The sequence below is a fragment of the Roseibium sp. M-1 genome (genome assembly GCF_054515675.1).
Genome location: NZ_CM137257.1, coordinates 6,501,828 through 6,524,224, shown reverse-complemented (window position 1 = coordinate 6,524,224; position 22,397 = coordinate 6,501,828). Strand labels below are relative to the sequence as shown.

The 22,397-nt window shown below is 61.0% G+C and carries 20 protein-coding genes; 11 read left to right on the top strand and 9 right to left on the bottom strand.

What is annotated here, in order from left to right; all coding sequences use genetic code 11:
- The first annotated feature begins 180 nt into the window (after positions 1-180).
- Together ACX3M4_RS29380 and ACX3M4_RS29375 are read left to right on the top strand one after the other, a co-directional pair.
- Positions 181-3,867 (top strand): FecR domain-containing protein, encoded by a 3,687-nt coding sequence (locus ACX3M4_RS29380; RefSeq protein WP_459356472.1) that lies wholly within the window; start codon positions 181-183, stop codon positions 3,865-3,867.
- Positions 3,867-5,732 (top strand): CHASE2 domain-containing protein, encoded by a 1,866-nt coding sequence (locus tag ACX3M4_RS29375; RefSeq protein WP_459356471.1) that lies wholly within the window; start codon positions 3,867-3,869, stop codon positions 5,730-5,732. The genes ACX3M4_RS29380 and ACX3M4_RS29375 overlap by 1 nt, the downstream gene beginning before the upstream one ends.
- Here ACX3M4_RS29375 and ACX3M4_RS29370 read toward each other — a convergent pair.
- Together ACX3M4_RS29370 and ACX3M4_RS29365 are read right to left on the bottom strand one after the other, a co-directional pair.
- Entirely contained in the window at positions 5,690-6,613 is a 924-nt protein-coding gene (locus tag ACX3M4_RS29370) for an SRPBCC family protein (RefSeq protein ID WP_459356470.1), read from the bottom strand. The genes ACX3M4_RS29375 and ACX3M4_RS29370 overlap by 43 nt on opposite strands.
- Positions 6,610-6,951, bottom strand: coding sequence for an ArsR/SmtB family transcription factor (locus tag ACX3M4_RS29365; protein ID WP_459356469.1), 342 nt, complete (start codon positions 6,949-6,951; stop codon positions 6,610-6,612). The genes ACX3M4_RS29370 and ACX3M4_RS29365 overlap by 4 nt, the downstream gene beginning before the upstream one ends.
- A gap of 185 nt (positions 6,952-7,136) precedes the next feature.
- Here ACX3M4_RS29365 and ACX3M4_RS29360 point away from each other — a divergent pair, with 185 nt between their 5' ends.
- From ACX3M4_RS29360 to ACX3M4_RS29350, 3 genes are read left to right on the top strand one after another with little or no spacing between them, the layout of a single operon-like run.
- On the top strand, positions 7,137-7,451 hold the full coding sequence (locus ACX3M4_RS29360) for an ArsR/SmtB family transcription factor (protein WP_459356468.1): 315 nt from the start codon (positions 7,137-7,139) through the stop codon (positions 7,449-7,451).
- On the top strand, positions 7,448-7,837 hold the full coding sequence (locus tag ACX3M4_RS29355; RefSeq protein ID WP_459356467.1) for an SRPBCC family protein: 390 nt from the start codon (positions 7,448-7,450) through the stop codon (positions 7,835-7,837). Before ACX3M4_RS29360 ends, ACX3M4_RS29355 begins: the two co-directional genes overlap by 4 nt.
- 45 nt (positions 7,838-7,882) lie before the next feature.
- A complete protein-coding gene (locus ACX3M4_RS29350; protein WP_459356466.1) occupies positions 7,883-8,488 on the top strand; it encodes an ATP-dependent Clp protease proteolytic subunit in 606 nt (201 codons plus the stop codon).
- Between the two features lie 87 nt (positions 8,489-8,575).
- Here the strand turns inward: ACX3M4_RS29350 and ACX3M4_RS29345 are convergent, their stop codons facing one another.
- The gene (locus ACX3M4_RS29345; protein ID WP_459356465.1) at positions 8,576-9,979 is read right to left on the bottom strand and encodes an aminotransferase-like domain-containing protein; all 1,404 of its coding nucleotides are present in this window, start codon (positions 9,977-9,979) and stop codon (positions 8,576-8,578) included.
- 120 nt (positions 9,980-10,099) lie between these two features.
- Here ACX3M4_RS29345 and ACX3M4_RS29340 point away from each other — a divergent pair, with 120 nt between their 5' ends.
- On the top strand, positions 10,100-10,960 hold the full coding sequence (locus ACX3M4_RS29340; RefSeq protein WP_459359518.1) for a DMT family transporter: 861 nt from the start codon (positions 10,100-10,102) through the stop codon (positions 10,958-10,960).
- A gap of 146 nt (positions 10,961-11,106) precedes the next feature.
- The gene (gene lysM / locus ACX3M4_RS29335) at positions 11,107-11,541 is read left to right on the top strand and encodes a peptidoglycan-binding protein LysM (RefSeq protein ID WP_459356464.1); all 435 of its coding nucleotides are present in this window, start codon (positions 11,107-11,109) and stop codon (positions 11,539-11,541) included.
- A gap of 60 nt (positions 11,542-11,601) precedes the next feature.
- Here lysM and ACX3M4_RS29330 read toward each other — a convergent pair whose 3' ends face one another.
- The 3 genes from ACX3M4_RS29330 to ACX3M4_RS29320 form a co-directional block, all read right to left on the bottom strand.
- Positions 11,602-12,045 (bottom strand): SRPBCC family protein, encoded by a 444-nt coding sequence (locus tag ACX3M4_RS29330; protein WP_459356463.1) that lies wholly within the window; start codon positions 12,043-12,045, stop codon positions 11,602-11,604.
- 41 nt (positions 12,046-12,086) lie between these two features.
- Positions 12,087-12,569 (bottom strand): VOC family protein, encoded by a 483-nt coding sequence (locus tag ACX3M4_RS29325; protein WP_459356462.1) that lies wholly within the window; start codon positions 12,567-12,569, stop codon positions 12,087-12,089.
- 62 nt (positions 12,570-12,631) lie between these two features.
- Positions 12,632-13,231, bottom strand: coding sequence for a dihydrofolate reductase family protein (locus ACX3M4_RS29320; RefSeq protein WP_459356461.1), 600 nt, complete (start codon positions 13,229-13,231; stop codon positions 12,632-12,634).
- Positions 13,232-13,498: 267 nt separating this feature from the next.
- Between ACX3M4_RS29320 and ACX3M4_RS29315 the strand changes: the two genes are divergently transcribed.
- Positions 13,499-14,035, top strand: a complete 537-nt coding sequence (locus ACX3M4_RS29315) for an isochorismatase family protein (protein WP_459356460.1) — start codon at positions 13,499-13,501, stop codon at positions 14,033-14,035.
- Positions 14,036-14,056: 21 nt separating this feature from the next.
- Here ACX3M4_RS29315 and ACX3M4_RS29310 read toward each other — a convergent pair whose 3' ends face one another.
- Complete coding sequence (locus ACX3M4_RS29310) at positions 14,057-14,380, bottom strand: hypothetical protein (protein WP_459356459.1); 324 nt, start codon at positions 14,378-14,380, stop codon at positions 14,057-14,059.
- A gap of 527 nt (positions 14,381-14,907) precedes the next feature.
- On the opposite strand from ACX3M4_RS29310, the gene ACX3M4_RS29305 reads away from it, so the two are divergent.
- The 3 genes from ACX3M4_RS29305 (at position 14,908) to ACX3M4_RS29295 (ending at position 19,752) form a co-directional block, all read left to right on the top strand.
- A complete protein-coding gene (locus ACX3M4_RS29305) occupies positions 14,908-15,087 on the top strand; it encodes a hypothetical protein (protein WP_459356458.1) in 180 nt (59 codons plus the stop codon).
- A complete protein-coding gene (locus tag ACX3M4_RS29300; RefSeq protein WP_459359421.1) occupies positions 15,074-17,146 on the top strand; it encodes a recombinase family protein in 2,073 nt (690 codons plus the stop codon). The genes ACX3M4_RS29305 and ACX3M4_RS29300 overlap by 14 nt, the downstream gene beginning before the upstream one ends.
- Positions 17,147-17,376: 230 nt before the next feature.
- Positions 17,377-19,752: an autotransporter family protein gene (locus tag ACX3M4_RS29295; RefSeq protein ID WP_459356457.1), complete on the top strand. Its 2,376-nt coding sequence runs from the start codon at positions 17,377-17,379 to the stop codon at positions 19,750-19,752.
- Positions 19,753-19,797: 45 nt separating this feature from the next.
- Here the strand turns inward: ACX3M4_RS29295 and ACX3M4_RS29290 are convergent, their stop codons facing one another.
- Both ACX3M4_RS29290 and ACX3M4_RS29285 read right to left on the bottom strand, forming a co-directional pair.
- On the bottom strand, positions 19,798-20,601 hold the full coding sequence (locus ACX3M4_RS29290) for a 3-hydroxybutyrate dehydrogenase (protein ID WP_459356456.1): 804 nt from the start codon (positions 20,599-20,601) through the stop codon (positions 19,798-19,800).
- Entirely contained in the window at positions 20,598-22,127 is a 1,530-nt protein-coding gene (locus ACX3M4_RS29285) for a class I adenylate-forming enzyme family protein (RefSeq protein WP_459356455.1), read from the bottom strand. Before ACX3M4_RS29285 ends, ACX3M4_RS29290 begins: the two co-directional genes overlap by 4 nt.
- Positions 22,128-22,397 lie beyond the last annotated feature (270 nt).

The following is a 22,397-nucleotide window of genomic DNA, read 5'->3' as shown; positions in this document are numbered from 1 at the left end:
ATTTCCGGCTCGGCCGGACTGCGTCGCCACGTTCTTGCGGAAAGTCAGCGACTTGTACATTGTCCGAGACCTCCTGCCCGCGCCCACAACATCGCACCACTTACCCTTACGTTCGGCTTGACAGTTTTCCCGGTCCTTCTCTAATGGCGGCTGGTATATTTTTGCCTCTGGTTTCAGAACATGAGAAGAGCGCCGTGGCTCGTGGCCGCGCTTTTTGTGCTGGGGGTCCAACCCGGTGCGATCGCCGATCCGGTGCCGCGTAACAGCGCGCCGGCAGGGTCGGTCATTGCCCGCAAGATCGGCGAGGAGATCCGTTTCATCGATCTTGCCAACTGGTCGCCGGTGGAGCTGCGGCAGGACCTGTTGCCGGGAGACGTTCTTCGGACCAATGCCACCGGCCAGCTTGCACTTCTCTTTTCCGACCGTACCCAGGTTCGACTCGGCCGGAACGCCACCTTGCTGGTCAAGCAGATCGGCGCAGATACGCCAACGATCCTGGATCTACGGGCGGGCTCCCTCTGGGCGCGTGCTCAGCGCGGCGGGGAAAGCCTGACGATCGAGGCGCCTGCGGCTTCCGCCGCAATCCGTGGCACCGACTGGACAATGACTGTCGATGGTAGCGGCAAGACCTCCATCATCGTGCTCGAAGGGCTGATCGAGTTCTCCAATGACTTCGGCACCATCAGCGTGGGCGCGGGCGAGGCTGCCGTTGCCGAGATCGGCCAGGCACCGGTCCGCGTGGTCATCGTCGATCCCGAGGACCGGGAGCAGATGCTCTACTATATCTCGGTCGGCGGTGCCTTCGGCTGGATGCCGGCATCGCCTCTTGCAACCCCGCGGATGCGCAGCGACCGCGACCGGATTGCAGCCATCCCGGAAGAAAAGCGATCGAACGAGGACTGGCTGTTGCTGGCGGAAGCAGCCCAGACCTATGACGGCCGGGCAAAGGCGGGTGACCTTCTCACCCGCCTGAAAGGCAAACGCCTGACGCCGGCACAACACAGCCGCATCCTGCTATTGGAGGCCCTGAACGCCGGCGCGGAGCGGCGCTATGAAGATGCGGCCCGGCTGTTTGAAAAGGCAGCCCCGAACCTTGATCCCAAACGACGTGCCGTTGCCCGCTACGGCGCCTATTTCGCCCGCGCCCTCGCCGACCCCAATCGCCACCAGACACGTCCGGCGCCCTCGGGCGGCGGAGCCTATGCGGTGCTCGCCGAAGCCTGGACAGTGGGGTTCCTGCAAGACATCAGATCGGCCATCGAAATTATCCAACGGAACGAGGCGCGCTATCCGGACGAACCTTCCCTTCCCGCGTTCCGCGCGCAGCTGGCCTTGCTCCTGGACGATCGCGAGCAGGTCGAGGAGGCAATCGCCAAAGCCCTCTCCATCTCACCGGACGATCCGACCGCGCTGGAAGCGCGGGCCAACTATCGCTCCGGGATCAAGGGCGACCTGACCGGCGCATTGGAAGACCTTGAGACAGCTGTTGCAATTGCGCCGGGTTCCACCTCAATCTGGAATGCGATCGGACTCGTGCAGGGCGCGCGCGGGGCAAATCTCGAAGCCGAACGAGCACTCAAGCGTGCCATTGAGCTCGACCCGCAGGATCCTGTTTCCTACACCAACCTTGCCATCCTCTACCTCGACCAGAACCGGGTGAAGGAGGCCAAGGCGAACATCGACCGCGCGCTTGAACTTGACCCGGCCTTCGACATCGCGCTGATTGCGCGCGGCAGGTATTCCCTCCAGGCCGGTGACACGGAAGCCGCCATCGGCGACCTGCTCGCCGGATCAACCGCCAATCCCGCCTATTCTCAGGGCCTTTTGCTGCTCGCCGCCGGTCACTATGCGGAAAATGACAGCGACGCCGCCCGGCAGGCGCTGGAGAATGCCGACCGGATCGACCCCAATGATCCGGTCACGAAGATCATCGAAACCTCCGTCGCCATTGACGACTATGACACGGACAAGGCGATCGCGGCGGCTCGTGAGGCGGTGAGCCGGCTGACGGCCCGCGGCGGCGATTACGCTTCACTCGGCGCTCGCAGAGAGGGCGGTTCAGTCGCCGCCGCTGCCTTTCGCCTGCAGGGACTGGATGCCTGGGCGCGCAGCTATGGAGACCAGGCCTTTGACCTCTTTGACGGTTCGGCATTGATCGATCAGGCCATTTCCGGCAGCGCCGACCCTTACATTTCTTCACTGAGCCCCGGAGAAACCGAAGTAGAGCCAATCGCGAATTCCAACGCCCAGGCGGCCCTTTTGCAGGGTTTGCTGCTTGCCCCCGAGCTTCTGAGCCGCCCGACCCTCGGCAGCGCGCTGCTGCGCCGTCCGTTCGTCGAGGCAAGCATCGGCGGTGGTTTCGTCCAGACCGGCGACCACTGGGGCTGGATCGCTGAAGCGGAGGTTCAGAGTTTCGCCAACACCCCCTTTCCCTGGAGCTTCTACGGCGGCCTCAAGGCGCGCAACGACGAGAGTACCAGAACCTATTCCGCGCCCGGAACCGAAGTGCCGTTCTCCGAATTCGATCTGCGCTTCAAGTCCCTCAACGGATTCGCCTACCTGACAGCCAGACCGACACCGGCAGACACCTTTGTCAGCTTCGTCGATGCGCGAAGCGAAGAGGAAACCTTCTCAAACGCAGTCACGCTGCTGAACATTCCGGCCGTGATCATAGACGCAACCACCTATGGCAAGGATGTTGACCGGAAGTTCGTCTCGACCGGTGCCGCCTGGAGCCACACCTTTGCCCATCGAAACGTTTTGAAAGCAGGCCTTTTCGGCACCTATCTGGACGAAGATACGCAAGAAGAAACAGAGCTTTATCTGCTGCCCTTCTTCCTCGGCACAAGCTCGCTCGATGCGTCGACGGAACAGACCACCTACCTTGCCGCGGTCAACCACTCGCTCGGTATCGATGACCTGACCGTGAGCTACGGCGTCGAAGGCGGACTGTTCGAGCAGACACGCACGGAACGCACGAACACGCTTTTCCTGTTCCCACCGCCGACCATAACGGTTGAAACGAGCAAGGCAGACCTGCGCTTCGGACGCGCCTATCTCGATGCATCTTACGATATCACCCAGGACTTCAAGGTAGAGGCCGGAGCCTTCGGAACAGTGCTTTCCGGCACGCTCGATACTGCCAGGTTCGAGCCGCGCACAGGACTGGCGATCTCGCCGCTTGACGGACACTGGCTGAGGGCGGGTTACATACGCGAGTCCGTCATCCCGAGCACGGTTACACTCGCCCCTCTCGGCATTGTCGGCCTCCAGGCCAACGCCGCTCCGCTCGACATTGGCGGCTATGCGGACACATTTGCCGCCCGCTGGGATGCGGAATGGGCGGACTGGCTGTTCACCACGATCAATTATCAGCACCAGGAACTCAACACGCTGTCCATCCCGGTGCCTGCTTCAACCATTCCGATCAGTTCCAGCCTCGGTTTCGATGACGGCACAATTGACCGTCTCAGTGCGGCGGCAAACCTGCATCTGGGTCACGGCGTCGGCGCATTCGCCACCGCCGTCTATGCGCCCTCCAGGAACACGACATCGGGTCCAGCCTACGGCATTGCCCTTCCCTTTGTGCCCGAAGTCAGCGGCCGGTTCGGCCTGACCTACGTCCATCCCTGGAATGTCAAGGCGACGCTCGCGGCGACCTATATCGGAACGCGCGTCGGCGACAGCACCGGCACCGAACTCGATCCTTACTGGACGGTCGATGCGGCGCTCGCATTCGAGCCGATGGACAAGCGCTTCTCGCTGGAACTCGGCGCCTTCAACCTGCTGGACGAGGATTTCGAGGTCGCGACCAACACCGCCGGTTGGGGCCGCACCTTCACCGGCCTCGTCAAGGTCCGTTTCTGATGCGCGATAGAAGACCCTGGTGGCGGGACTTCGGGCGGCCGGCGTCGGGCCGCGGCACCGGCGTCGCCGGTGTGGCTTTGCTTGCCTTCCTGTTCACGCTCGGTCTTGTCCAATTGCCTGCCTGGCGGTTGATCGACCTCAGAAGCTTCGACTATCTCTCGACACTCTTCGCCCCGCCTCTGCCGGAGGACGGCCCCGTGATCGTCGCCATCGACGAACCTGCCTTTGCCGAACTCGGTCTGCAATGGCCCTGGCCGCGCGAAGTCCATGCGCGTCTCGTTTCGGCATTGCGGGCAGCGGGCGCAAGAGCCGTCGGGCTCGACATCATCTTTGCCGAACCGACGACAGAGGCCTCCGACAATGCCCTGGCTGCTGCGCTTGGCCCCGATGTTACCGTCGCCGCCGACGAGACGCTGATCGAAACGCCGCAGGCCGATCAGCTTCTGCGCACCGAACCGTTACCGGACATTGTCGCCTCCGGCGTCAGGATAGGCCTTTCCACAGTATCGCTCGACGCCGACGGCACAATTCGAAGGCTCCCGGCCTATGAGGCAGGCTTCGCCCGTGAACTGCTGAACGCGGCCGAAGTGCCCGTCAAATCCTTTCCCGGCGGAAGGCTCTTGCAGACCTATGGTCCCGCCCGCACCTATCCGACGGTCTCCTATTATCAGGCGCTCGATCCGGAGGCCTTCCTGCCACCGGCGTTCTTTTCCGGCAGGATCGTCATTGTCGGCCTGTCGCTGCAGTCCGCCCCCTCGCCCGAGCAGGGCGGCCCGGACGCCTATGCAACCTCATGGACCCTGCGCTCTTCCAAGCTTGTTTCCGGCGCGGAGATCCAGGCGACCATCCTCGACAACCTGCGCCTTGGACACCTGATCGCCCCGGCATCCGGCCTTGCAACCATTCTGGCCATTGCTACCGCCGCTTTTCTTGGCGGGTTTGCGGTCTTTCTTGGCACAACCTTAAGAACCGTACTGACGGGCCTTGTGGGTGTTCTCATCATCACGGTCCTGTCCTACCAGCTGCTGCGGTTCGGCCGCTTCTATCTTGCTCCCGCGGCCCCGTCCCTCGCCTTTCTTCTGGTTCTGGGAGTGCAGGCTGCGCGCGATTTTGCCGCCGAGCGGCGCCTGCGCCGGTCAATCACACGGGCCTTCTCGCAATATCTGCCGCCTGTCCTCGTCGAACGGCTGGCGCGCGAACCGAAACTTCTGAGCATCGGCGGCGAAAAGCGGGAACTGACCGTCCTTTTCTGCGACCTCCACGGCTTTACCACCATCGCGGAAGGAATGAAGGACGATCCGCAGCGTCTCACGGCGCTGGTCAACCGGGTGATGAACCCGCTCTCGCAGGCGATCCTGGAGAACGGCGGCACGATCGATAAATATATCGGCGACGCCATAATGGCCTTCTGGAACGCGCCGCTTGACGATCCCGACCATGCCTGGCGCGCTGTGGAGGCTTCCCGCGCCATGCTGAAGGCGATGAACCAGTTCAACAAGGACCTTCGGAGCGACCCCGCTTTCGCCCACGACATCCTTCCGGACATCAGGGTGGGCATCGGCATCAACACCGGCACGTGCGTGGTCGGCAACATGGGCTCCGACCACCGCTTCGACTACACGGCCCTCGGCGACACGGTCAACCTGGCCTCCCGCCTCGAAGGCCTCACCCGCACCTATGGCGTACCGGTGATCCTCGGAGAGACAACGGCGAAGCTGGTGAAGGAGCGGCTTCGATTGAGGGTACTGGACCGGGTGACGGTCAAGGGTCGAACCGAAGCGGTAGAGATTTCCGGCCTGGAACACTCGGAAATCGAAGCAACCTATCCCGCCCCGACAAACCGCTCCAGTTTGCCCAGGGTCTGATACCCCAGTTCCACGGCGCCAAAGCCCTTGGCGTTCTGGAATTCCGCTGCCGTGCTGAAGACCATGCCGAGCGTGACCCTCGTCGCCCCGCCCTCTTCTTCGAATGAGGCCCAGGCATCGGCATGCTTGGGGCCGTTTTCGCCCCAGAGCAGCGAATAATTGAAACGCTCCTGCGGACGGACGACGTGATAGAGGTGATGGTTCGGATAAACCGTGCCGTCGGGTCCGATCATGTCGAAGAGCCATTCTCCGCCAGCGCGCAGGTCGATACGCTCCGTGCGGCAGGAAAAGCCGTCCGGTCCCCACCATTGCGGCAATGTTTCAGGGTTCATCCAGGCGCCCCAGACGGCCGCGCGCGGTGCCTTGATCACCCGCTGCAGGATCATCGTCCGCTCCGCCGTACCGGCAAGATTGTCGAGGCCCGCGCTGAAACCGGCGCGGTATCCCCCCTCCATGTCGGCGGCAAGCGAGGAGAGCTGCACCGTCACGACCAGGCGGCTGCGGTCTTCCGCCCCGGAAATCTCCGCCGTCACCAGTGAGGCTGACAGCGTCGCCCCTTCGCAGGAGATCACCTCGTAATTGACGCTGCGCTGTGACGGCTGCAGTTCCAGCCAGCCGCATTCGCAGCGGATATCCGGCTGTCCCGCCACCTTGCAGAGCGAAACTTCACGTCCACCGACCCTGGTATCCGCCTCCAGAAACTCCACCGTGACAGCGGGCGTCGGAGCCGCCCAAACGGCTCTTGCCGCCGGAGCCGTCCAGGCTTGCCAGAGGGTTGCCGCGGGGGCTGCCACCTCGCGCTCGAAGGTGAGGGTCGCGAACCTGGTGCCACTTTCTTCGGCCAGCACCTGCGCAGCGCCTGAAGCCACGTTCTCTTTCATTCTCCGCTCTCCTTCATGACCTTCATTACAAATGCATCGAGCCGGTCGAGACGGCTCTCCCAGATGGCCCGCTGCTCGTCGATCCATGTCCGCACCGGTTCCATTGCCTCCGGCACGATGGCGCAGGTCCGTATCCGCCCGTCTTTGGACGTCGATATGAAGCCTGCCTCCTCCAGCACGGAAAGGTGCCGCATGACCGTCGGCAGGCGCAGCCCGGTCGGTTCGGCAAGTTCCGTCACTCTTGCAGGCCCCGTGGCGAGCTGCGTCAGCATTGCGCGACGCGTCGGGTCGGCGAGTGCGTGGAAGAGCAGCGAGAGATCAGGATCATGCTTAGCCATGTTGCTAACTATTACACACATCGACGGATGCGCAAGCAATACTTCGTCACTTGGCTAAGTTTTTTTGAAGTGTGGAGAATACGGACGGAGCCGGAACCGGGGCTTTCAGTCATTTCCCACTTGCTTCGTGGAGTTCCGGTCACATAGCCATTGCATGATACATAAGTGTATGCTTATGTGTTCTCATGATTGAGAATGACATATTCAAGGCTTTGGCCGATCCGACGCGGCGCGCGATATTCGAAAAGCTGGCCGATGGCAGCATGAACGCAAGCTCGCTGCGCGACGGCATGGAGATCAGTCAACCCGCGATGTCGCAGCACCTCGCCGTCCTGTGCCACGCAAGGCTGGTGCGGCAGGAACGGAACGGCCGGTTCGTGAACTATGAGGTTGACCCCGAGGGACTAGCCCTCATTGCCGGCTGGCTCTCCAAGTATCGTGCCTATTGGCCAGCCCGTATCGATGCCTTGAAGACCCTTTTGAAGGACATGGACCAATGAGCAACCGGATGACCGGCGAGGAGTTCGAAACAGCCCCGGGCACAGGCGCATCCGCGGCGGACCTTGTGCAGGAATACGCACTGGATGCTCCACCGGAAAAGGTCTGGCGGGCGATCTCGATCCCAGCAATCAGGGAGAGCTGGTTACCGGGGCGGGATCTCGCCGAAGCAACTCCCTTGGCCGAAATCCCTGGCGAAGAGATCTTCTACCGAATGCGGGATGACCAGCCTCCCTTTCTGGAAAGCGTCGTGGCGTTTCAACTTCGTCCCGGCAGCAACGGCGGCACGATCCTGAGGATCCTGCACCGTCTTGCCGATGACCGCCTGGATTCGCGGAAAACGAGTGCAGCAAACAGCAATGAGCCGATGATGATGCTGGCAGCCTGATCTCCCCTCAAACACTGATAAACATCGAAACACAGGAGTTCGCCCATGCGCGAAGCGATGCAGCTCGTCCCAATGGTCGTGGAACAATCCAGCCGTGGCGAACGCTCTTTCGACATCTATTCGAGGCTGCTGCGCGAGCGGATCGTCTTCCTGAACGGGGAAGTGAACGACACGGTGTCGGCGCTCATCTGCGCACAATTGCTTTTCCTGGAAGCGGAAAGTCCCAAAAAGCCGATCCAGCTTTACATCAATTCCCCCGGCGGCATGGTCACAAGCGGTTTTGCCATGTACGACACCATGCGCTACATCCGGGCACCCGTTCATACGTTGTGCATGGGCACGGCCAGGTCGATGGGTTCGTTTCTGCTGATGGCCGGTGAGCCAGGCCAGCGTGCCGTGTTGCCCAACGCCAATATTCTCATCCATCAGCCATCCGGCGGCTTTCAGGGACAGGCCTCTGACATGGCCATTCACGCAGAAGAAATCCTGCGCACCAAGCAACGCATGACACGGCTTTATGCCGAGCACTGCAACCGGACTTACGAGGAGTTCGAACTTGCCATGGACCGGGACCGCTTCATGACGCCGGAAGAGGCACTGGATTGGGGGCTGATCGATTACATCCTGACCGAACGCGAAGCCGGTGCATGATTGTTGCCCTTGTCCCCCGGGTCGTGAACTCTTCGCGCTGTCCGCCTGGCAAACCTTTGGATCGGCCGCCGGTTGCCACCGGTGCGGCTACCGGAGGCCTCCCGTTACCCGCCCCAGCACCTCGTAGACTCGCCCGTCTCTCATCTGGCTGACATTGAACCGCATGAAGCCTGTCATCGACTGGGAGACACTGAAGACGTTGCCGGGAGCAAGAACAACGTTCTCGGCCAGCGCTGCGCGGGCAATGTGCGTGGCATCCAGGCCGTCCGGCAGATGGCACCAGAGGTAAAAACCACCCTTTGGCATGACCCAGGGCGTGATACCGAGCGGTTTGAGCCTTCCAGCAACCTCACGCCTCGCCTTGGCAAGGCGGCTGTGCAGGGATTGCAGGTGCTTGCGGGTGCTGCCGTCGGTCAGGACGCTTGTGAGAAGCTCCGCGGCAATTGGGCTCGGACCGCCGAAATTGGTGGCGACCTGCAGGTCGACCAGGGCCTCGATCCAGTCCGCCCGCGCGGCGATATATCCGCAGCGGATGGAGGCGGAAACGGTCTTGGAGAAGCTGCCGATGCGGATTACCCGGTCCAGCCCGTCGAGCACGGCAAGGCTCGGCTGCGGTTCGGGCGAAAGCCGGGCGAAAATGTCGTCTTCGATGATGATGAGGTTATGGGCTGCCGCCAGGGTCAGCAGCTTGTGGGCGGTCTGGGCCGAGAGCGTCGCGCCGGTCGGATTATGCAGCGCCGAATTGGTTATGTAGAGCTTGGGTTTGTGCCTTTGCAGCGCCTCCTCAAAGTGCGCCATATCCGGCCCGGCGGGCGTGAAGGGAACGCCCGCGACCTCCACCCTGTGGGCACGCAGCAACGCCTGGAAATTGAAATAGCAGGGATCGTCCACCAGCACCGTGTCGCCGGGCTTGAGAAAGAACCGGCAGATCAGGTCGATCGCCTGGGTGCCGGTCGACGTCAGGAGGATCTGCTCCGGCCCGGCCGGCAGGCCCTCTTCGGCCGTCTGGCGTGCCAGAACCTGACGCAGGGCGACTGCCCCTCGGGTTTCGCCGTAATCGGTCAGGAGGCTCGCGTCGGCCCGCGCCAGCGCGCGCAGCCCCTTCCGGATCGCCGCTTCCGGCATCCAGTCGGCCGGCATCCAGCCGCAGCCGGGTTTCAGGACGTCCCTGCCACTGTCGAGTGACTGCCGCGATACCCAGAAAGGATTGATTTCCCGTTCCAGCTGTGGACCGGCCTCCGCCACAGAAAACGGCCGCGCGACGTCGGCAACGAAGAAACCGGACCCGCGCCGGGCAAAGATGACACCGTCCGCCGCCAGGCGGTCATAGGCAGTCACCACCGTTGAGGGTGACAGCTGCATTGTCTTTGCAAGTCCACGAATGGAGGGGAGCTTTTCGCCAGGCTCCAGCGCCCGGCTGGCAATCCTGCGCCGGATTGCCGCCACCACCTGATCCGTGCGTGTGTCGGTCTGCGTTGCGTTACCGGTCAAGTGTATGGCTCCAAGTATTAGTACAGTTTTCAAGGATTGTACTGATCTGTAGCTGGTCTGGAAAGCCTCCTTGACCTAGTCCAGTGACAATCGGCGAGACTGGAAGAGAGGAAGATGATCATGCAAGGATCGATGGCGGGATGGGGCAGCGGCCTCCTGGGGGTTCTCATTTTCAGCGGTTCCCTGCCGGCAACCCGTGTTGCGCTTGGCGGGTTCAGCCCGCTGTTTCTCACCTCCGCCCGCGCAGTTGTGGCCGCCTTTATCGGCATCACCGTTCTGCTGCTGTTGCGCCAGCCCCGGCCTGCGCGCAGCGATCTCCTTTCTCTCACGGTCGTCGCTCTTGGCGTCGTGGTGGGGTTCCCGCTGCTGACGGCGCTGGCCCTGCAGCACATCACTGCCGCGCAGTCGATTGTCTTCATCGGCCTCCTGCCCCTGGCGACGGCTCTTTTCGGCGTCCTGCGCGGCTTGGAGCGGCCGAGACCATTGTTTTGGGTCTTTGCCTGTGGCGGCAGCGCGGCAGTAGCGGGATTTGCATTGGCGCAGAATGCGGACCTGCCTTTGCCCGGCACGCTGCTGATGCTCGCGGCGATCATCGCCTGCGGCCTCGGCTATGCGGAAGGCGGCGCCCTCTCCCGCCGCTTCGGCGGCTGGCAGGTGATTTCCTGGGCGCTTGCCCTGTCATTGCCCGTGATGGGCGGGCTGGCGCTGGTGACCCTGCCCGGCACCTTTGCGGGCATTGGCACCTCCGCCTGGATCGGCTTTGGCTACGTGTCGGTCTTTTCCATGCTGGTCGGCTTCATCTTCTGGTACCGGGGGCTTGCCATCGGCGGCATTGCCGGCGTCGGTCAGTTGCAGCTGCTGCAACCCTTTTTCGGGCTGATGCTGGCCGGGTTCCTGCTGCATGAACCGGTCTCGGTGGCGATGGTCGGCGTCACGCTGGCCGTTGTAGGGTGTGTTGCCGGGGCCAAACGGTTCTGCTGAACCGGACCTGCGTGCACGGACCGCTCAACGTCTTCCCGCCAAAGTTGCTTCCGCGCCCCGGAGATATTTGCAATATGGTTCCGCAGCATGAAGATGCGCCGCCAGGCGTTATTTCACGTCGAGACAGACATTTATGAGGAAAAGACATGGGTTTCTTTGATTTTGTAAAGGACGCCGGCAAGAAGCTGTTCGGCGACGACGAAGCGCCGGAAGCAAGCGCGGAAGCGATTGAAAAGGAAGTTGCGGATCTCGGTCTCGACGGCGACGTCAAGGTGGAGGTCAGTGGCGATACGGTGAAGATCGCCGGAGCTGCCCCGACCCAGGAAGCCCGCGAGAAGCTGATCCTGGCTGCCGGCAACGTGCTCGGCATTTCCAAGGTCGAGGAAGAAATCACGGTCGCCGCCGCTGAGCCGGAAGCCACCTTTCATACGGTGGAAAAGGGCGACACGCTGTGGAAGGTTGCCGAAAAAGCCTATGGCAATGGCTCCAAATACCAGGCGATCTTCGAAGCCAACACGCCGATGCTCAGCCATCCGGACAAGATCTATCCGGGCCAGGTCCTGCGCATTCCCGCTCTGTAAACCAACAAAATCAGGCTGCGGTGTTTTCCGCAGCCTGATTGCCGGCACAAGGTCCTCGTCCTAGTTCCGGATGTCCGGCTCAACCAGGTCATGAAGTTTACGCAGGGACTGCTGCCAGCCGAGATAACAGGCCTCCACCGGGATCAGGTCCGGGATCCCCTCCTGCACGACCGTCATCTCCGTGCCGACAGAAACAGCCTTCAAGCTGACCGTCACCTTCATTTCGCCCGGCAGGTTCGGATCGTCGAAACTGTCGGTGTAGACAAGCGTCTCGCCGGGAACGAGCTTCAGATAGGTCCCGCCGAAGGAATGGCCTTGCCCCGTGGTGAAATTTCGGAAGGACATGCGGTGTTTGCCGCCCTCCCGGGCATCGAGTTCATGCACCGTGCAAAGGTAACCGAAGGGCGGCAGCCAGCTTGCGACGGCATCTGCCTCGACAAAGGCGCGGTAGATCTTGTCCGGCGAAACCGGCAAGACGCGGTACAGGTTTACGGTATTCGGCATCGGATTTTCCTTTGATCTGAATATTCTGCCGGGAAGCGCGGTCAAGCCTTGCCGGCAGCGGCTTCCAGCGTGGCGATATCGATTTTCACCATCTGCATCATTGCCTCGAAGACGCGCTTGGATTTGGCGCGATCCGTGTCTGCCATCAGTTCGAGCAGGATCCGCGGCGTGATCTGCCAGGCGACGCCCCAGCGGTCCTTGCACCAGCCGCAGGCACTGGGGCTGCCGCCGTTTTCCAGGATGGCGTTCCAGTAGCGGTCGGTCTCCTCCTGGCTCTCTGTCACCACCATGAAACTCACCGCCTCGTTCGGCTTGAAATTCGGCCCGCCGTTGAGGCCGACGAACTTGCGGCCAAGAACCGTGAATTCGACCGTCAGCTCGCTGCCTTCTGTTCCGCCCGGAAAATCTCCCGGAGCGGCGTTCCGGCTGTCGACATAGCTGTCCGGAAAGGTCTCGGCGTAGAACGCGGCCGCCTTGCCGGCTTCACCGTGGTCGTACCAGATGCAAGTGATGAGATCGCTCATGTTGTTTCCTCCTCAAGTTGAATGAAATGTCCGGCGCCACCGCCTCTTGGTCAATGCACTCTTCAGGCAAAAGATCCCGTCCTCAACGGTCCGGCAGGCCGGTAAGTGTTGATGAGGACGCCGGATGCGGCAGCCTTTGAAACGGTCAAAGCAAGTTCCCGCGGTGGCGTGCTGGCAGGAAAAAACCGCTTGCCGGTGCCGAGCAGAACCGGAAAGACAAGCAGAATAATGTCGTCTGCAAGGCCGTGTTCCAGAAGAACGGGCGTCAGACTGGAACTGCCCCAGAGCAGCAGGTCGGGACCGGCCCGCTCCTTGAGACGCCGGATGCCGGCAACGATATCGGTGCCCAGCCCCTCAGCCGGTCCCCAGGCAAGGCTTTTCGGCCGGTGGGTCCCAACGAATTTTGTCGCCGCATTGATACCGTCCGCAATCGGGCCGCCCTCTGCCTCCGGCCAATACCCGCTCCAGATGTCATAGGTGTGCCGGCCGAGCAGCAGGTCGAATTCTCTTCCATGAAGGTCTGCAATCACATCTCCGACGGCCGGATCGGCCAGGGGCACGGCCCAGCCGCCATGCGGATAGTCGCCGTCTTCGTCCGGTGCACCGGGCGCCTGGATGATACCGTCCAGCGAGATATGCTCGATAATCGTGATCCTGCGCATCAAGCTCGTCTCCAAGGTTACCGGCTCGACTGGCAGCAAACCGTTCCCCGTCGCTTCGGGTAAAATCGCCACCTGATATCTCGATACATACCAACTAGTCGGTATGTTAGCAAGAGAAATGTCGATGCCTGCAGATGCGCTTCCGGCTGTGTGCCTTTCATCTGGCACACCATCGGAATTTGATAATCCGGTTGAAAGAGCCCATGACCCATTTGCAGGTCTACAGATAGGTGCTAGCTCTGCAGCGGATTTGCGGGAGGTGCCGACATGAAAGCTCTGGTCATAATCGACATGCAGATGGATATGCAGCACCGCCTCGAGGCCGGACTGGACCATGTCAATCCGGACGCACCGGCCAATATCACGGCTCTGGCTGCGGCTTTCCGTGCGAAGAGCCTGCCCGTCATCCATGTCCGCCACCGCGACGAAGACCCGGCCTCGCCGATGCATCCCGACGGCGCCGGCTATGAGCCGATGGATTGTGACGCAGCACTGGACGGCGAGGCAGTCTTCATCAAGACGACCTCCTCCAGCTTTGCCTCGACGGATCTGGCACAACACCTGAAAAACGAAGGCATCAAAGACCTTGTGGTGACCGGTGCCGTCGCCGGCTTCTGTGTCAATTCAACCGTGCGGGCAGGCGCGGATCTTGGTTTCAACATGACGGTCGTGCGCGACGCGGTGCTTGGCTTCGACCTGCCCGATGCGGGTGTTTCCGCGAAGAACGCCTTCGACGTCACCATGGCGTTTCTGGAAGCCGATTTTGCCCGGATGGTGAATACGTCCGAGGCGCTTGCCGGTTAATCCGCTATCAGGGCAACCTCTCTACTGCGCTGTCCAGCCGCCATCGACCGGGATGGTCACACCGGTAACGTTGTGCGCCACCGGTGCGTAAAACCAGAGGGCCACGGCGCCGATTTCGAATGGGTCGGCCAGGCGCACCAACAGATGCATTTCTGCCCAAAAGATCCGCGGCAGATTGATTTCGCACACTGTGGGACGACCTCGACCCGGCGAATCCTCTGCCAGCGGCAATGCGAAGTGGAATGCTGTTTGGACCTGAAAATGCAGCCCCCTTTTGCTGCAAAAACGGTTGGTGCCGGGAAGGATTTTCTGCCTGACTGGTGGTGAGGAAGTTGCCGGTTTCATTTTTGCGACACCTCGTCCCCAGTGGCACCATATAAGTGTGCAAACCACCCAGATGCTTTTTCCTTGTCATGAGACGGCGGTTCGATCCGCCACACAAAAATGGCTGACTTGAAAATAACCTCAAGTAGAGGAATTAAATCATATTTTTCATAACCTTACTGCAAAAATTGATAACAGACGTTCAAAAAAAATCATGTATCCCACAAAGTTCCCATCACCCGTTCATTCTGCCCATGTCGGCGAAGAGTGGGAAGTTCATTATCGTTGGCATCCCTATTTCGGTCAGAAGGTTATCGTGCGGCAGGTAGAGCAGCGGGCCACTGGTCAGTTTCTCAAAATAGAAGGACCGTCTGGCATTGTTGTCTCCGTTCCTGGCTGGATGGTGGATCCCCTCGTCTGCGCCGACATGAGAATTGGCCAGCCACAGGTTGATCTTGCAGCGCTGTCGGATCTCAAGAGGCTGGTCACGCCGTCTGCTGCTCCCGCACACTCCCAGAGCGAAAATGGAATCGCAAGGGAGAAAGTCGATGAAGCAGCACAACGCGCCCGCGCCGACTGCGGGAAGGCAGATGAGCATGATGTTCGAGCCCTGCAAGGTGGACGGGATGAACGAGGCGGAGCGGACGGAGGTCGTAACCGCGCTTGCGCAAGTTCTGATGCAGGCAGCCGGCCTCATCGTGGAGGATCTCGATGATGACCGGCGTTGAATTGATCCCCACGCAACTCCTGAAGCGCAAAGCCGTCGTTTATGTGCGGCAATCGACGCAGTCCCAGGTCATGACCAACCTGGAGAGCCAGCGGCGGCAATACGACCTCGTCAACATTGCCCGCCAGCACGGATTCATCGACGTTGAGGTTATCGATGACGATCTCGGGCGATCCGCGAGCGGGACAGTGGCGCGCCCCGGTTTTGATCGTCTGGTGGCATGGCTGTGTGCAGGCAAAGTGGGCGCTGTTTTGTGCCAGGATGCGTCAAGGCTCGCGCGAAATGGCCGTGACTGGCACCATCTTCTGGAGTTGTGCGGACTCGTTGAAGCCCGTGTCCTTGACCACGACGGCATATACAATCCCAGCCAACCCAATGATCGTCTGCTCTTGGGTATGAAAGGCAGCATCAGCGAGTTCGAGCTCGGCGTGCTCAGGACGCGGATGCTGGATGCCGCCAGGTCGAAGGCGCGCCGGGGCGAACTACGCTTATCAGTCCCATTCGGTTACATCTGGCACCGCGAAGCGGGTCTGGGGCTCGATCCTGATCTACGCTTGCAGGAGGTGATCCGGCTCATATTCGCCCGCTTCGGGGAGTTGGGCAGCGCGCGCCAGGTGTTGTTATCGATGACGGCTGACCAAATCCACTTCCCTCGACCTTCGGATGAGGGTCGTATGACCAGCTTTACCTGGTTGCCGATCCGCTATCGCAACGTGATATCCGTTCTCAAAAATCCGTTTTACGCAGGCGTTTATGTTTACGGGAAAAGCGAGAAACGGACCTCCATCGTCGATGGGCGCGCGCGGCGGAGCTATGGCCACCGCAAGCCGGTTGGGACCTGGGAAGTGTTTATCAAGGATCATCACGAAGGGTACATCAGCTGGGACGAATACGAACGAAACCAAAAACAGTTGGCGCTCAACAACTACGGTCGCGCCGACGGTGTGAAATCGGGCCGCGGAGGCCGAGCTTTGCTCTCAGGCATCCTTACATGTGGCCGGTGTGGCCGGCGGCTGACCGTTACCTATACAGGGAACCCGCAAAGTCGGCCGGTCTATCGCTGCGACAAGCCCAACCTGATGATGGGCTTGCCCAGGTGCATGACCTTCGGTGGGCCCCGGGCGGATGCGGCTGTTGCGCGTGAACTGCTGCGCGCGGTAGAACCCTTGGCGATCGAGGCTGCGTTTGAGGCGGAGCGGATGCACCGGGAACGACAAGATGATCAACGCCAGATCCTCGATCTGGAACTTCGGCAAGCGCGCTACGACGCCAATCTCGCCGAGCGCCGCTACGCAGCCTGTGATCCCGACAATCGTCTAATCGCCGCCCAGTTGGAGAAAAACTGGGAAATAGCGTTACGCCGTGTGCGAGATCTTGAAGCACGCAAGCCGGCCGAAAACTCATCGACCATCGAGGTTGACCCAAGCGCTTTTGCCAACATGGCGGAAAACCTGTCCGCAGCCTGGAACGCCCCCGATGTCACAATGCGTGCCCGTCAGCAGCTGCTACGGACTTTAATCGCCGACATCATCGTCGATGTCGACGATACGGTGCGCGACATTGTCCTTACGATCCACTGGCGAGGTGGCCAGCATTCAGAGTTGCGCGTTCGCAAACCCCAACCGGGAGAGCATGGTTGCGCGACAACTGACGATGCGTTGGCAGTGATGCGCAGCATGGCTGGCCGTTGGTCTGACGAGCATATCGCCGCGTCGCTTAATCGTATGGGTTTGCCTACTGGCCAGGGCAAGACGTGGACGGCGCACCGTGTCTCATCGGTTCGACGGGTTCGCGGCATCCACGCCTACCGTTCTGCCGAAAAAGGTGGCGACTGGCTCACCATGAGTGAAGCCGCAAGGGCTTTAGGCGTGACACACCACGCCGTACGGCGACTTATCAAGACCGGTATTCTTCCAGCTGTGCAGGTCGTGCCGGGCGCGCCGTATCAAATTCGCGCTGACGACCTGGCGTCGGAGTCCGTCAAAACTGCGATAGCCCGAAAGGGTCGCCCGTGTCGCAAACTCGACGCGGACACACTTCCAATGTTTACAGACACTTGAATATGGAGTGCATAATGAAACACGCGTCCCGGGTGTGATAAAAGGCCTGATCAACATTTTTTTCTTAAGAGCGCCGTAATATGTCAGTCAGTGCAAACGGTAACCTTTCCACCCCAAACAAACAGACCGGATTTATTCTCCTTCTTCCTCTTGCCACCGGGTTCCTCCTGACTCTTATCAACCAGGGATCGGGCGCGGATTTTACCGTTTCGAACGGAACGATCGCAACCGTGACTCAGACCCTCGGCGATGCCGGTGACACAGGTACAGTTGAAGCAGGCGGCGGGATCGAAACCGACGGGGTCTCAGCCGTCGAGATGAACAACGATACGCAAACGGTCCGCAACAGCGGCGACATTTCCACCAACAACGGTATCGCGATATTTCTCGTCGGAGCGGATGGTACCATCGTCAATGACGGCAGCATCGCAACGACCGGTACCGACTCTGTCGCTATCGGCACCTTCGGTCTTCGGGATCAAATCACCAATAACGGAACGATCACAACGAGCGGTTCCAACGCCACCGGGATTTCGTCCGAAAGCGCCAACTCAACTGTCGTCAACAATGGCGCCATCAGAACGGAAGACGATCTTTCCACCGGGATATTCGCGTCTCGGGAAAACACATCGGTCACCAACAATGGCACCGTCGCCACGATCGGAATGGATGCCGGAGGCCTCTCTGCGTCAGGCGACACCGCGACCTTGATCAATAACGGTACGATCACCACGCAAGGAGCTTCCTCCAGCGGCCTGATCGGCTCCGCGACAGGGATCGAACTCATCAACAACGGCAACGTGACGACCGTCGGAGACGATGCCGTTGGCATGATTTCGTCGGGCTCTGGCTCGTCATTCGTAAACAGCGGCTCGATTGAGACGACTGGGGCTGCCGCGTTCGGTATCGCCGCAAACGGGGAAAATAGTACAATCGCCAACAGCGGGTCGATTTCGACAACCGGGTTTCTCGCCAATGGTATCGTCTCCGATAGCGACGGAACGACAATTGTCACCAGCGGATCGATCATGACAACGGGCGAGACCGCGGAAGCCGTTTCGATGCTTGGCGCGAACGCGTCGCTGACGAATTCCGGCTCCATCGCCACCTTCGGGGAGGAATCCTTCGGCACCCGTCTTTCCGGTGACGATTCCTCCTTCACCAACTCCGGCTCCGTTGCAACAACGGGCGACTGGGCGCATGGCGTTCATGTCGAGGGATTTGCTGCCCGGATCGGCAATTCCGGCTCGATCACGACAACGGGAGCCGAAGCTCATGGCATCTCGGTCGAAAACGAATTTGCTACCATCAGCAACAGCGGCCGCATTGTTGCCAGCGGCTCTGGCGCCCATGCCATTTTCGTCTCCGGCGACAACGCCAACGTCAGCAACAGCGGCACCGTGATCAGCAGGACCGGCTCCTCGTTCCAACTGGAAGGTTCCGACGCAGTTCTATCCTTGATGGAAGGCAGCGTTCTGGAAGGCGTAATCTCCTTTGACGACGCCGATTCCGCCACATTGGCCTATTCGGCCGGGCAGACAGCTGTTCTGCGCTTTTCCGACCTCCCGGGAAGTTTGCAAACTGGCGGCCTCCCCCATTGGACCGACGGCTCAGTCATCGGCTTCGTAAATCCGACCGATTTCCGGCTCGACACCGTAGATGAGGTGTTGAATTCACTTACCGGCGGCATCGCCGACACATTAGGAGAACACCTGGAGACTTCTCGGACCGAAGGGCAGGCAAGCGGCCTGATCGCGACGCACGGCACGGCAGCGCAGCCGGATGACCTTACGCTCTGGGCATCGTCGATCGGTTCGGTGCTGCAGCGTGACGGTTCGAGCGGCTTCGTTCATGCGTTCGGTGGCGTGCTGGCGGGTATCGACACACGCCTCAGCTCCAATGGCCGTGCAGGTCTTTTTGCAGGCGCCTCCTTTGGCAGAACCGAAAGCAACGACGACAGCTACGGCTCCGATGCAACGGGTGTCTTTGCCGGAGCCTACTGGACGGCGCAGTTTGATGCGGCCTTTGCCGAGCTATCGGGTACAATTGGATACCTTGGCCGGAATGACGACGTCACGATCCTCAACAATTCCGTGACCGGTGGCTTGCAGGACGTCTCCCTGTCCTATGACAGCGTTTTTGTCAGCCCCACCCTGACACTTGGCCGGATCCTCGCCGTTCAAGGCGGCAGCACTCTTACTCCAAGCGCCCGCCTTCGCTATTCCGGACTGTTCCAGCTGAACGATGCCTATGACACCACGACACGGTTCGGCGTCAGCGATCAGGCCCTTCATGTCATCGAACTTCGGGGCCAGCTTGCCTATGGGCTGAAGGCGATCGAGTTCGAAAACGCGTCCCTTCATCTCGATCTGACCACCGGTGTCGACGGCATTTTCACCGCCGCAAACACCGCCGACACGAGTCTGAACGGAGCCGCGATCAATCTGTCGCTCGACGACGACCCGGTCGTGCGTGGTTTTGCGAAGGCCGGTGCGAGACTGCTGACAAGCGCCCACTCGGAATTCACGGCAACGCTGGAGAGTGGTTACGACAGCTCCAATACCGTCTCCGGTTCCGCCCGGCTCGGCTATCTGCACCGCTTCTGAATGCGTTGGCTCTGATTTCGACAGGACATCGCATTCGGACCCTGCCTACTGCGCAGTCCAGCCGCCATCGACCGGGATGGTCACCCCGGTAACGTTGTGCGCCACCGGTGCGCAAAGCCAGAGGGCCAGGGCGCCGATTTCCGACGGGTCTGAGAGCCGCCGGGAAGGCTGTTTTTCCGCCAGAAGATCGGCAACGCCCTTGTCGCGATCACCGCCAAAGAGGGCAGCACGCGCTTCCACTTGGGGTTCAATGATGGCCGTTTCCGTCCAGCCCGGCGCGATGCAGTTGACCGTGACACCGCCTGACGCCCTGGAACCGGCAGCAGCATATTCCAGGGCAGCCACCTTGCTCATGCCGACGACACCGAATTTGGACGCCACGTAGGGTGCCTTGTTGATCGAGGCGACCAGCCCGTGCACCGAGGCAATGTTGATCACCCGGCCGAAACCGCGCTCCGCCATCTTCGGCAGGGCGAGACGCATACAGTGAAAGACGCCGGACAGATTGACACCGATGATCGCATCCCAGGTGTCGGCATTCAGATCGGCGAGGCTGGCGGTCTTCTGGATCCCCGCGTTGTTGACCAGGATGTCCACGCCGCCCCAGGCCTCGACCTCGGCCATCATCTTTTCGACCGCAGCAACATCGCACATGTCGGCGTCGAAGAACCGGGCATCCGGAGCACCGGCCGCCAGGATGTCCGCCACTGCGGCCTCCGCTTCCGCCGGGCCGGCAAGGCCATGCACGGCAATGCGGGCGCCCGCGCCTGCCAGGGCCCTGGCGATGGCAAGCCCGATGCCTTGCACGGACCCGGTGACAAGGGCCGTTTTTCCACTGAGATCCGTCATGCCAGTTCCTTCGTGTTGAGTTCGGCCCGCAACTCCGTTTTCAGGATCTTGCCGTAGTTGTTCTTGGGCAGTGCAGCCGGGAAGTGATAGTGCTTGGGCCGCTTGAAGCGGGCGATGCGGTCAAGACAGAGCGCGTCGAGTTCCGCCTGACTGACGCTCTTGCCCGGATGGCAGGCGACAAAGGCGACCACCACTTCGCCCCACTCGGCATCCTTTTGTCCGACGACCGCGACTTCGTGCACCGCCGGATGAGCCAGCAGCACCTCTTCCACCTCGCGCGGATAGATGTTGGAGCCGCCGGAGATGATGACATCCTTGGACCGGTCCTGCAGGGTGACATAACCGTCTTCGTCCATGCGGCCGACATCGCCGGTCCAGAGCCAGCCATCACGGATGGTCTTGGCGGTTGCCTCCGCGTTGTCCCAGTAACCGGCCATCACGGTCTCGCCGTGGACGACAATCTCACCGGCCTCACCGCGCGGGACTTCCCTGCCCTCCCCGTCGACAATGGCCACCCGCACCCCGGATTGCGCGGTCCCGACAGAATTCAGCCGTTCCCGCCAGCGCGGATGGGCCCGGTCGCTGACCTCGGCACGCGGCAACGCCGTGATGCCCATCGGGCACTCGCCCTGGCCGTAGATCTGCACGAAGCGCCCACCCATTACCTCGACGGCTTCCAGAATGTCGGCCTCATACATCGGGCCACCCGCATAGACGATGGTTCTGAGCCCCCTCCCCGTGATGCCTTTCGCCTTGGCAACATCCACCAGGCGGCGCACCATGGTCGGAGCGGCAAACATCGAGATCGACCCGATCACCGGGGCGATCGACAGGATCTCGGCGGCGTCAAAACCGCCACTCGCCGGCACCACGTGGCGGGCGCCTTTCATCACATGCATGAAATTGTAGAGCCCGGCACCATGGCTCATCGGCGCGGCATAAAGGATCGCGTCCTGAGGTTTCACATCGTCGACATCGACAAAGTAATTCAGCGCCATCGAGGTGAGATTGCCGCAGGTCAGCATGACGCCCTTGGGCCTGCCCGTGGTGCCGGATGTGTAGAAGAGCCAGGCAAGATCGCCCGTCTCCAAAGCCACAGGCGGCCCGTTTGGTTGGGTCAGCCGCATGTCATCGAACGCGGCACTTTCCAAGACCAGCAGCGGGACGCTGGAGGGAAGTAAAGGACTTAGAGAGGCTGCGGATTTTTCATCGGCAAAGATGAGGGAAGCGGCAGAATTCTCGATCATCCAGGCTGCTTCCTTCTCGTGCAGCTTGGCATTGATCGGAACCGCGCAGGCTCCCGCCCACCAGATGCCGTAGAGCGCTTCCAGATATTGCGTGGAATTGCCGGCAAAAAGCGCCACGCGGTCGCCCTTTTTAACCCCATGACCCGCCAAGGCTGCGCCAATCGCCGCGGCGCTTCGGGCAAACTCCGCGTAATCGGCCCTGCGCTCGGTGCCACTGAGCAGCGCCGGGTTTGCCGGGTGTTTCAATGCAGTCCGATGCAGCCATTCTGCCGGGTTCATGATTTTCCTCCCCTCAAGCGGTTTCGGGCAAAAGATCTCGAAACCGCATTCTTTGCCGACGGCGGCATTCGCTGACAGCCGCCGGATTTGAAGCTATCCGCCCGGAAACCTCATCCTCTGGTGCGAACTTGCCCGTGTCCCGAAGGATGGGCCGCTTTCCACGGAGCGTGCCGACTATCCTTCGAGGCGGATATGACGGTCCTTCTCAGGATGAGGTTTCAAAACCACCAGCCGTAGCTTCATTTGTCTTGGAGACGCGCCTCCCAACGC

Coding starts and splice junctions, on each gene's coding strand:
- ACX3M4_RS29380 (WP_459356472.1), top strand. CDS start 181: ATGAGAAGAGCGCCGTGGCTCGTGGCCGCGCTTTTTGTGCTGGGGGTC.
- ACX3M4_RS29375 (WP_459356471.1), top strand. CDS start 3,867: ATGCGCGATAGAAGACCCTGGTGGCGGGACTTCGGGCGGCCGGCGTCG.
- ACX3M4_RS29370 (WP_459356470.1), bottom strand. CDS start 6,613: ATGAAAGAGAACGTGGCTTCAGGCGCTGCGCAGGTGCTGGCCGAAGAA.
- ACX3M4_RS29365 (WP_459356469.1), bottom strand. CDS start 6,951: ATGGCTAAGCATGATCCTGATCTCTCGCTGCTCTTCCACGCACTCGCC.
- ACX3M4_RS29360 (WP_459356468.1), top strand. CDS start 7,137: ATGATTGAGAATGACATATTCAAGGCTTTGGCCGATCCGACGCGGCGC.
- ACX3M4_RS29355 (WP_459356467.1), top strand. CDS start 7,448: ATGAGCAACCGGATGACCGGCGAGGAGTTCGAAACAGCCCCGGGCACA.
- ACX3M4_RS29350 (WP_459356466.1), top strand. CDS start 7,883: ATGCGCGAAGCGATGCAGCTCGTCCCAATGGTCGTGGAACAATCCAGC.
- ACX3M4_RS29340 (WP_459359518.1), top strand. CDS start 10,100: ATGCAAGGATCGATGGCGGGATGGGGCAGCGGCCTCCTGGGGGTTCTC.
- lysM (WP_459356464.1), top strand. CDS start 11,107: ATGGGTTTCTTTGATTTTGTAAAGGACGCCGGCAAGAAGCTGTTCGGC.
- ACX3M4_RS29330 (WP_459356463.1), bottom strand. CDS start 12,045: ATGCCGAATACCGTAAACCTGTACCGCGTCTTGCCGGTTTCGCCGGAC.
- ACX3M4_RS29325 (WP_459356462.1), bottom strand. CDS start 12,569: ATGAGCGATCTCATCACTTGCATCTGGTACGACCACGGTGAAGCCGGC.
- ACX3M4_RS29320 (WP_459356461.1), bottom strand. CDS start 13,231: ATGCGCAGGATCACGATTATCGAGCATATCTCGCTGGACGGTATCATC.
- ACX3M4_RS29315 (WP_459356460.1), top strand. CDS start 13,499: ATGAAAGCTCTGGTCATAATCGACATGCAGATGGATATGCAGCACCGC.
- ACX3M4_RS29310 (WP_459356459.1), bottom strand. CDS start 14,380: ATGAAACCGGCAACTTCCTCACCACCAGTCAGGCAGAAAATCCTTCCC.
- ACX3M4_RS29305 (WP_459356458.1), top strand. CDS start 14,908: ATGAAGCAGCACAACGCGCCCGCGCCGACTGCGGGAAGGCAGATGAGC.
- ACX3M4_RS29300 (WP_459359421.1), top strand. CDS start 15,074: ATGACCGGCGTTGAATTGATCCCCACGCAACTCCTGAAGCGCAAAGCC.
- ACX3M4_RS29290 (WP_459356456.1), bottom strand. CDS start 20,601: ATGACGGATCTCAGTGGAAAAACGGCCCTTGTCACCGGGTCCGTGCAA.
- ACX3M4_RS29285 (WP_459356455.1), bottom strand. CDS start 22,127: ATGAACCCGGCAGAATGGCTGCATCGGACTGCATTGAAACACCCGGCA.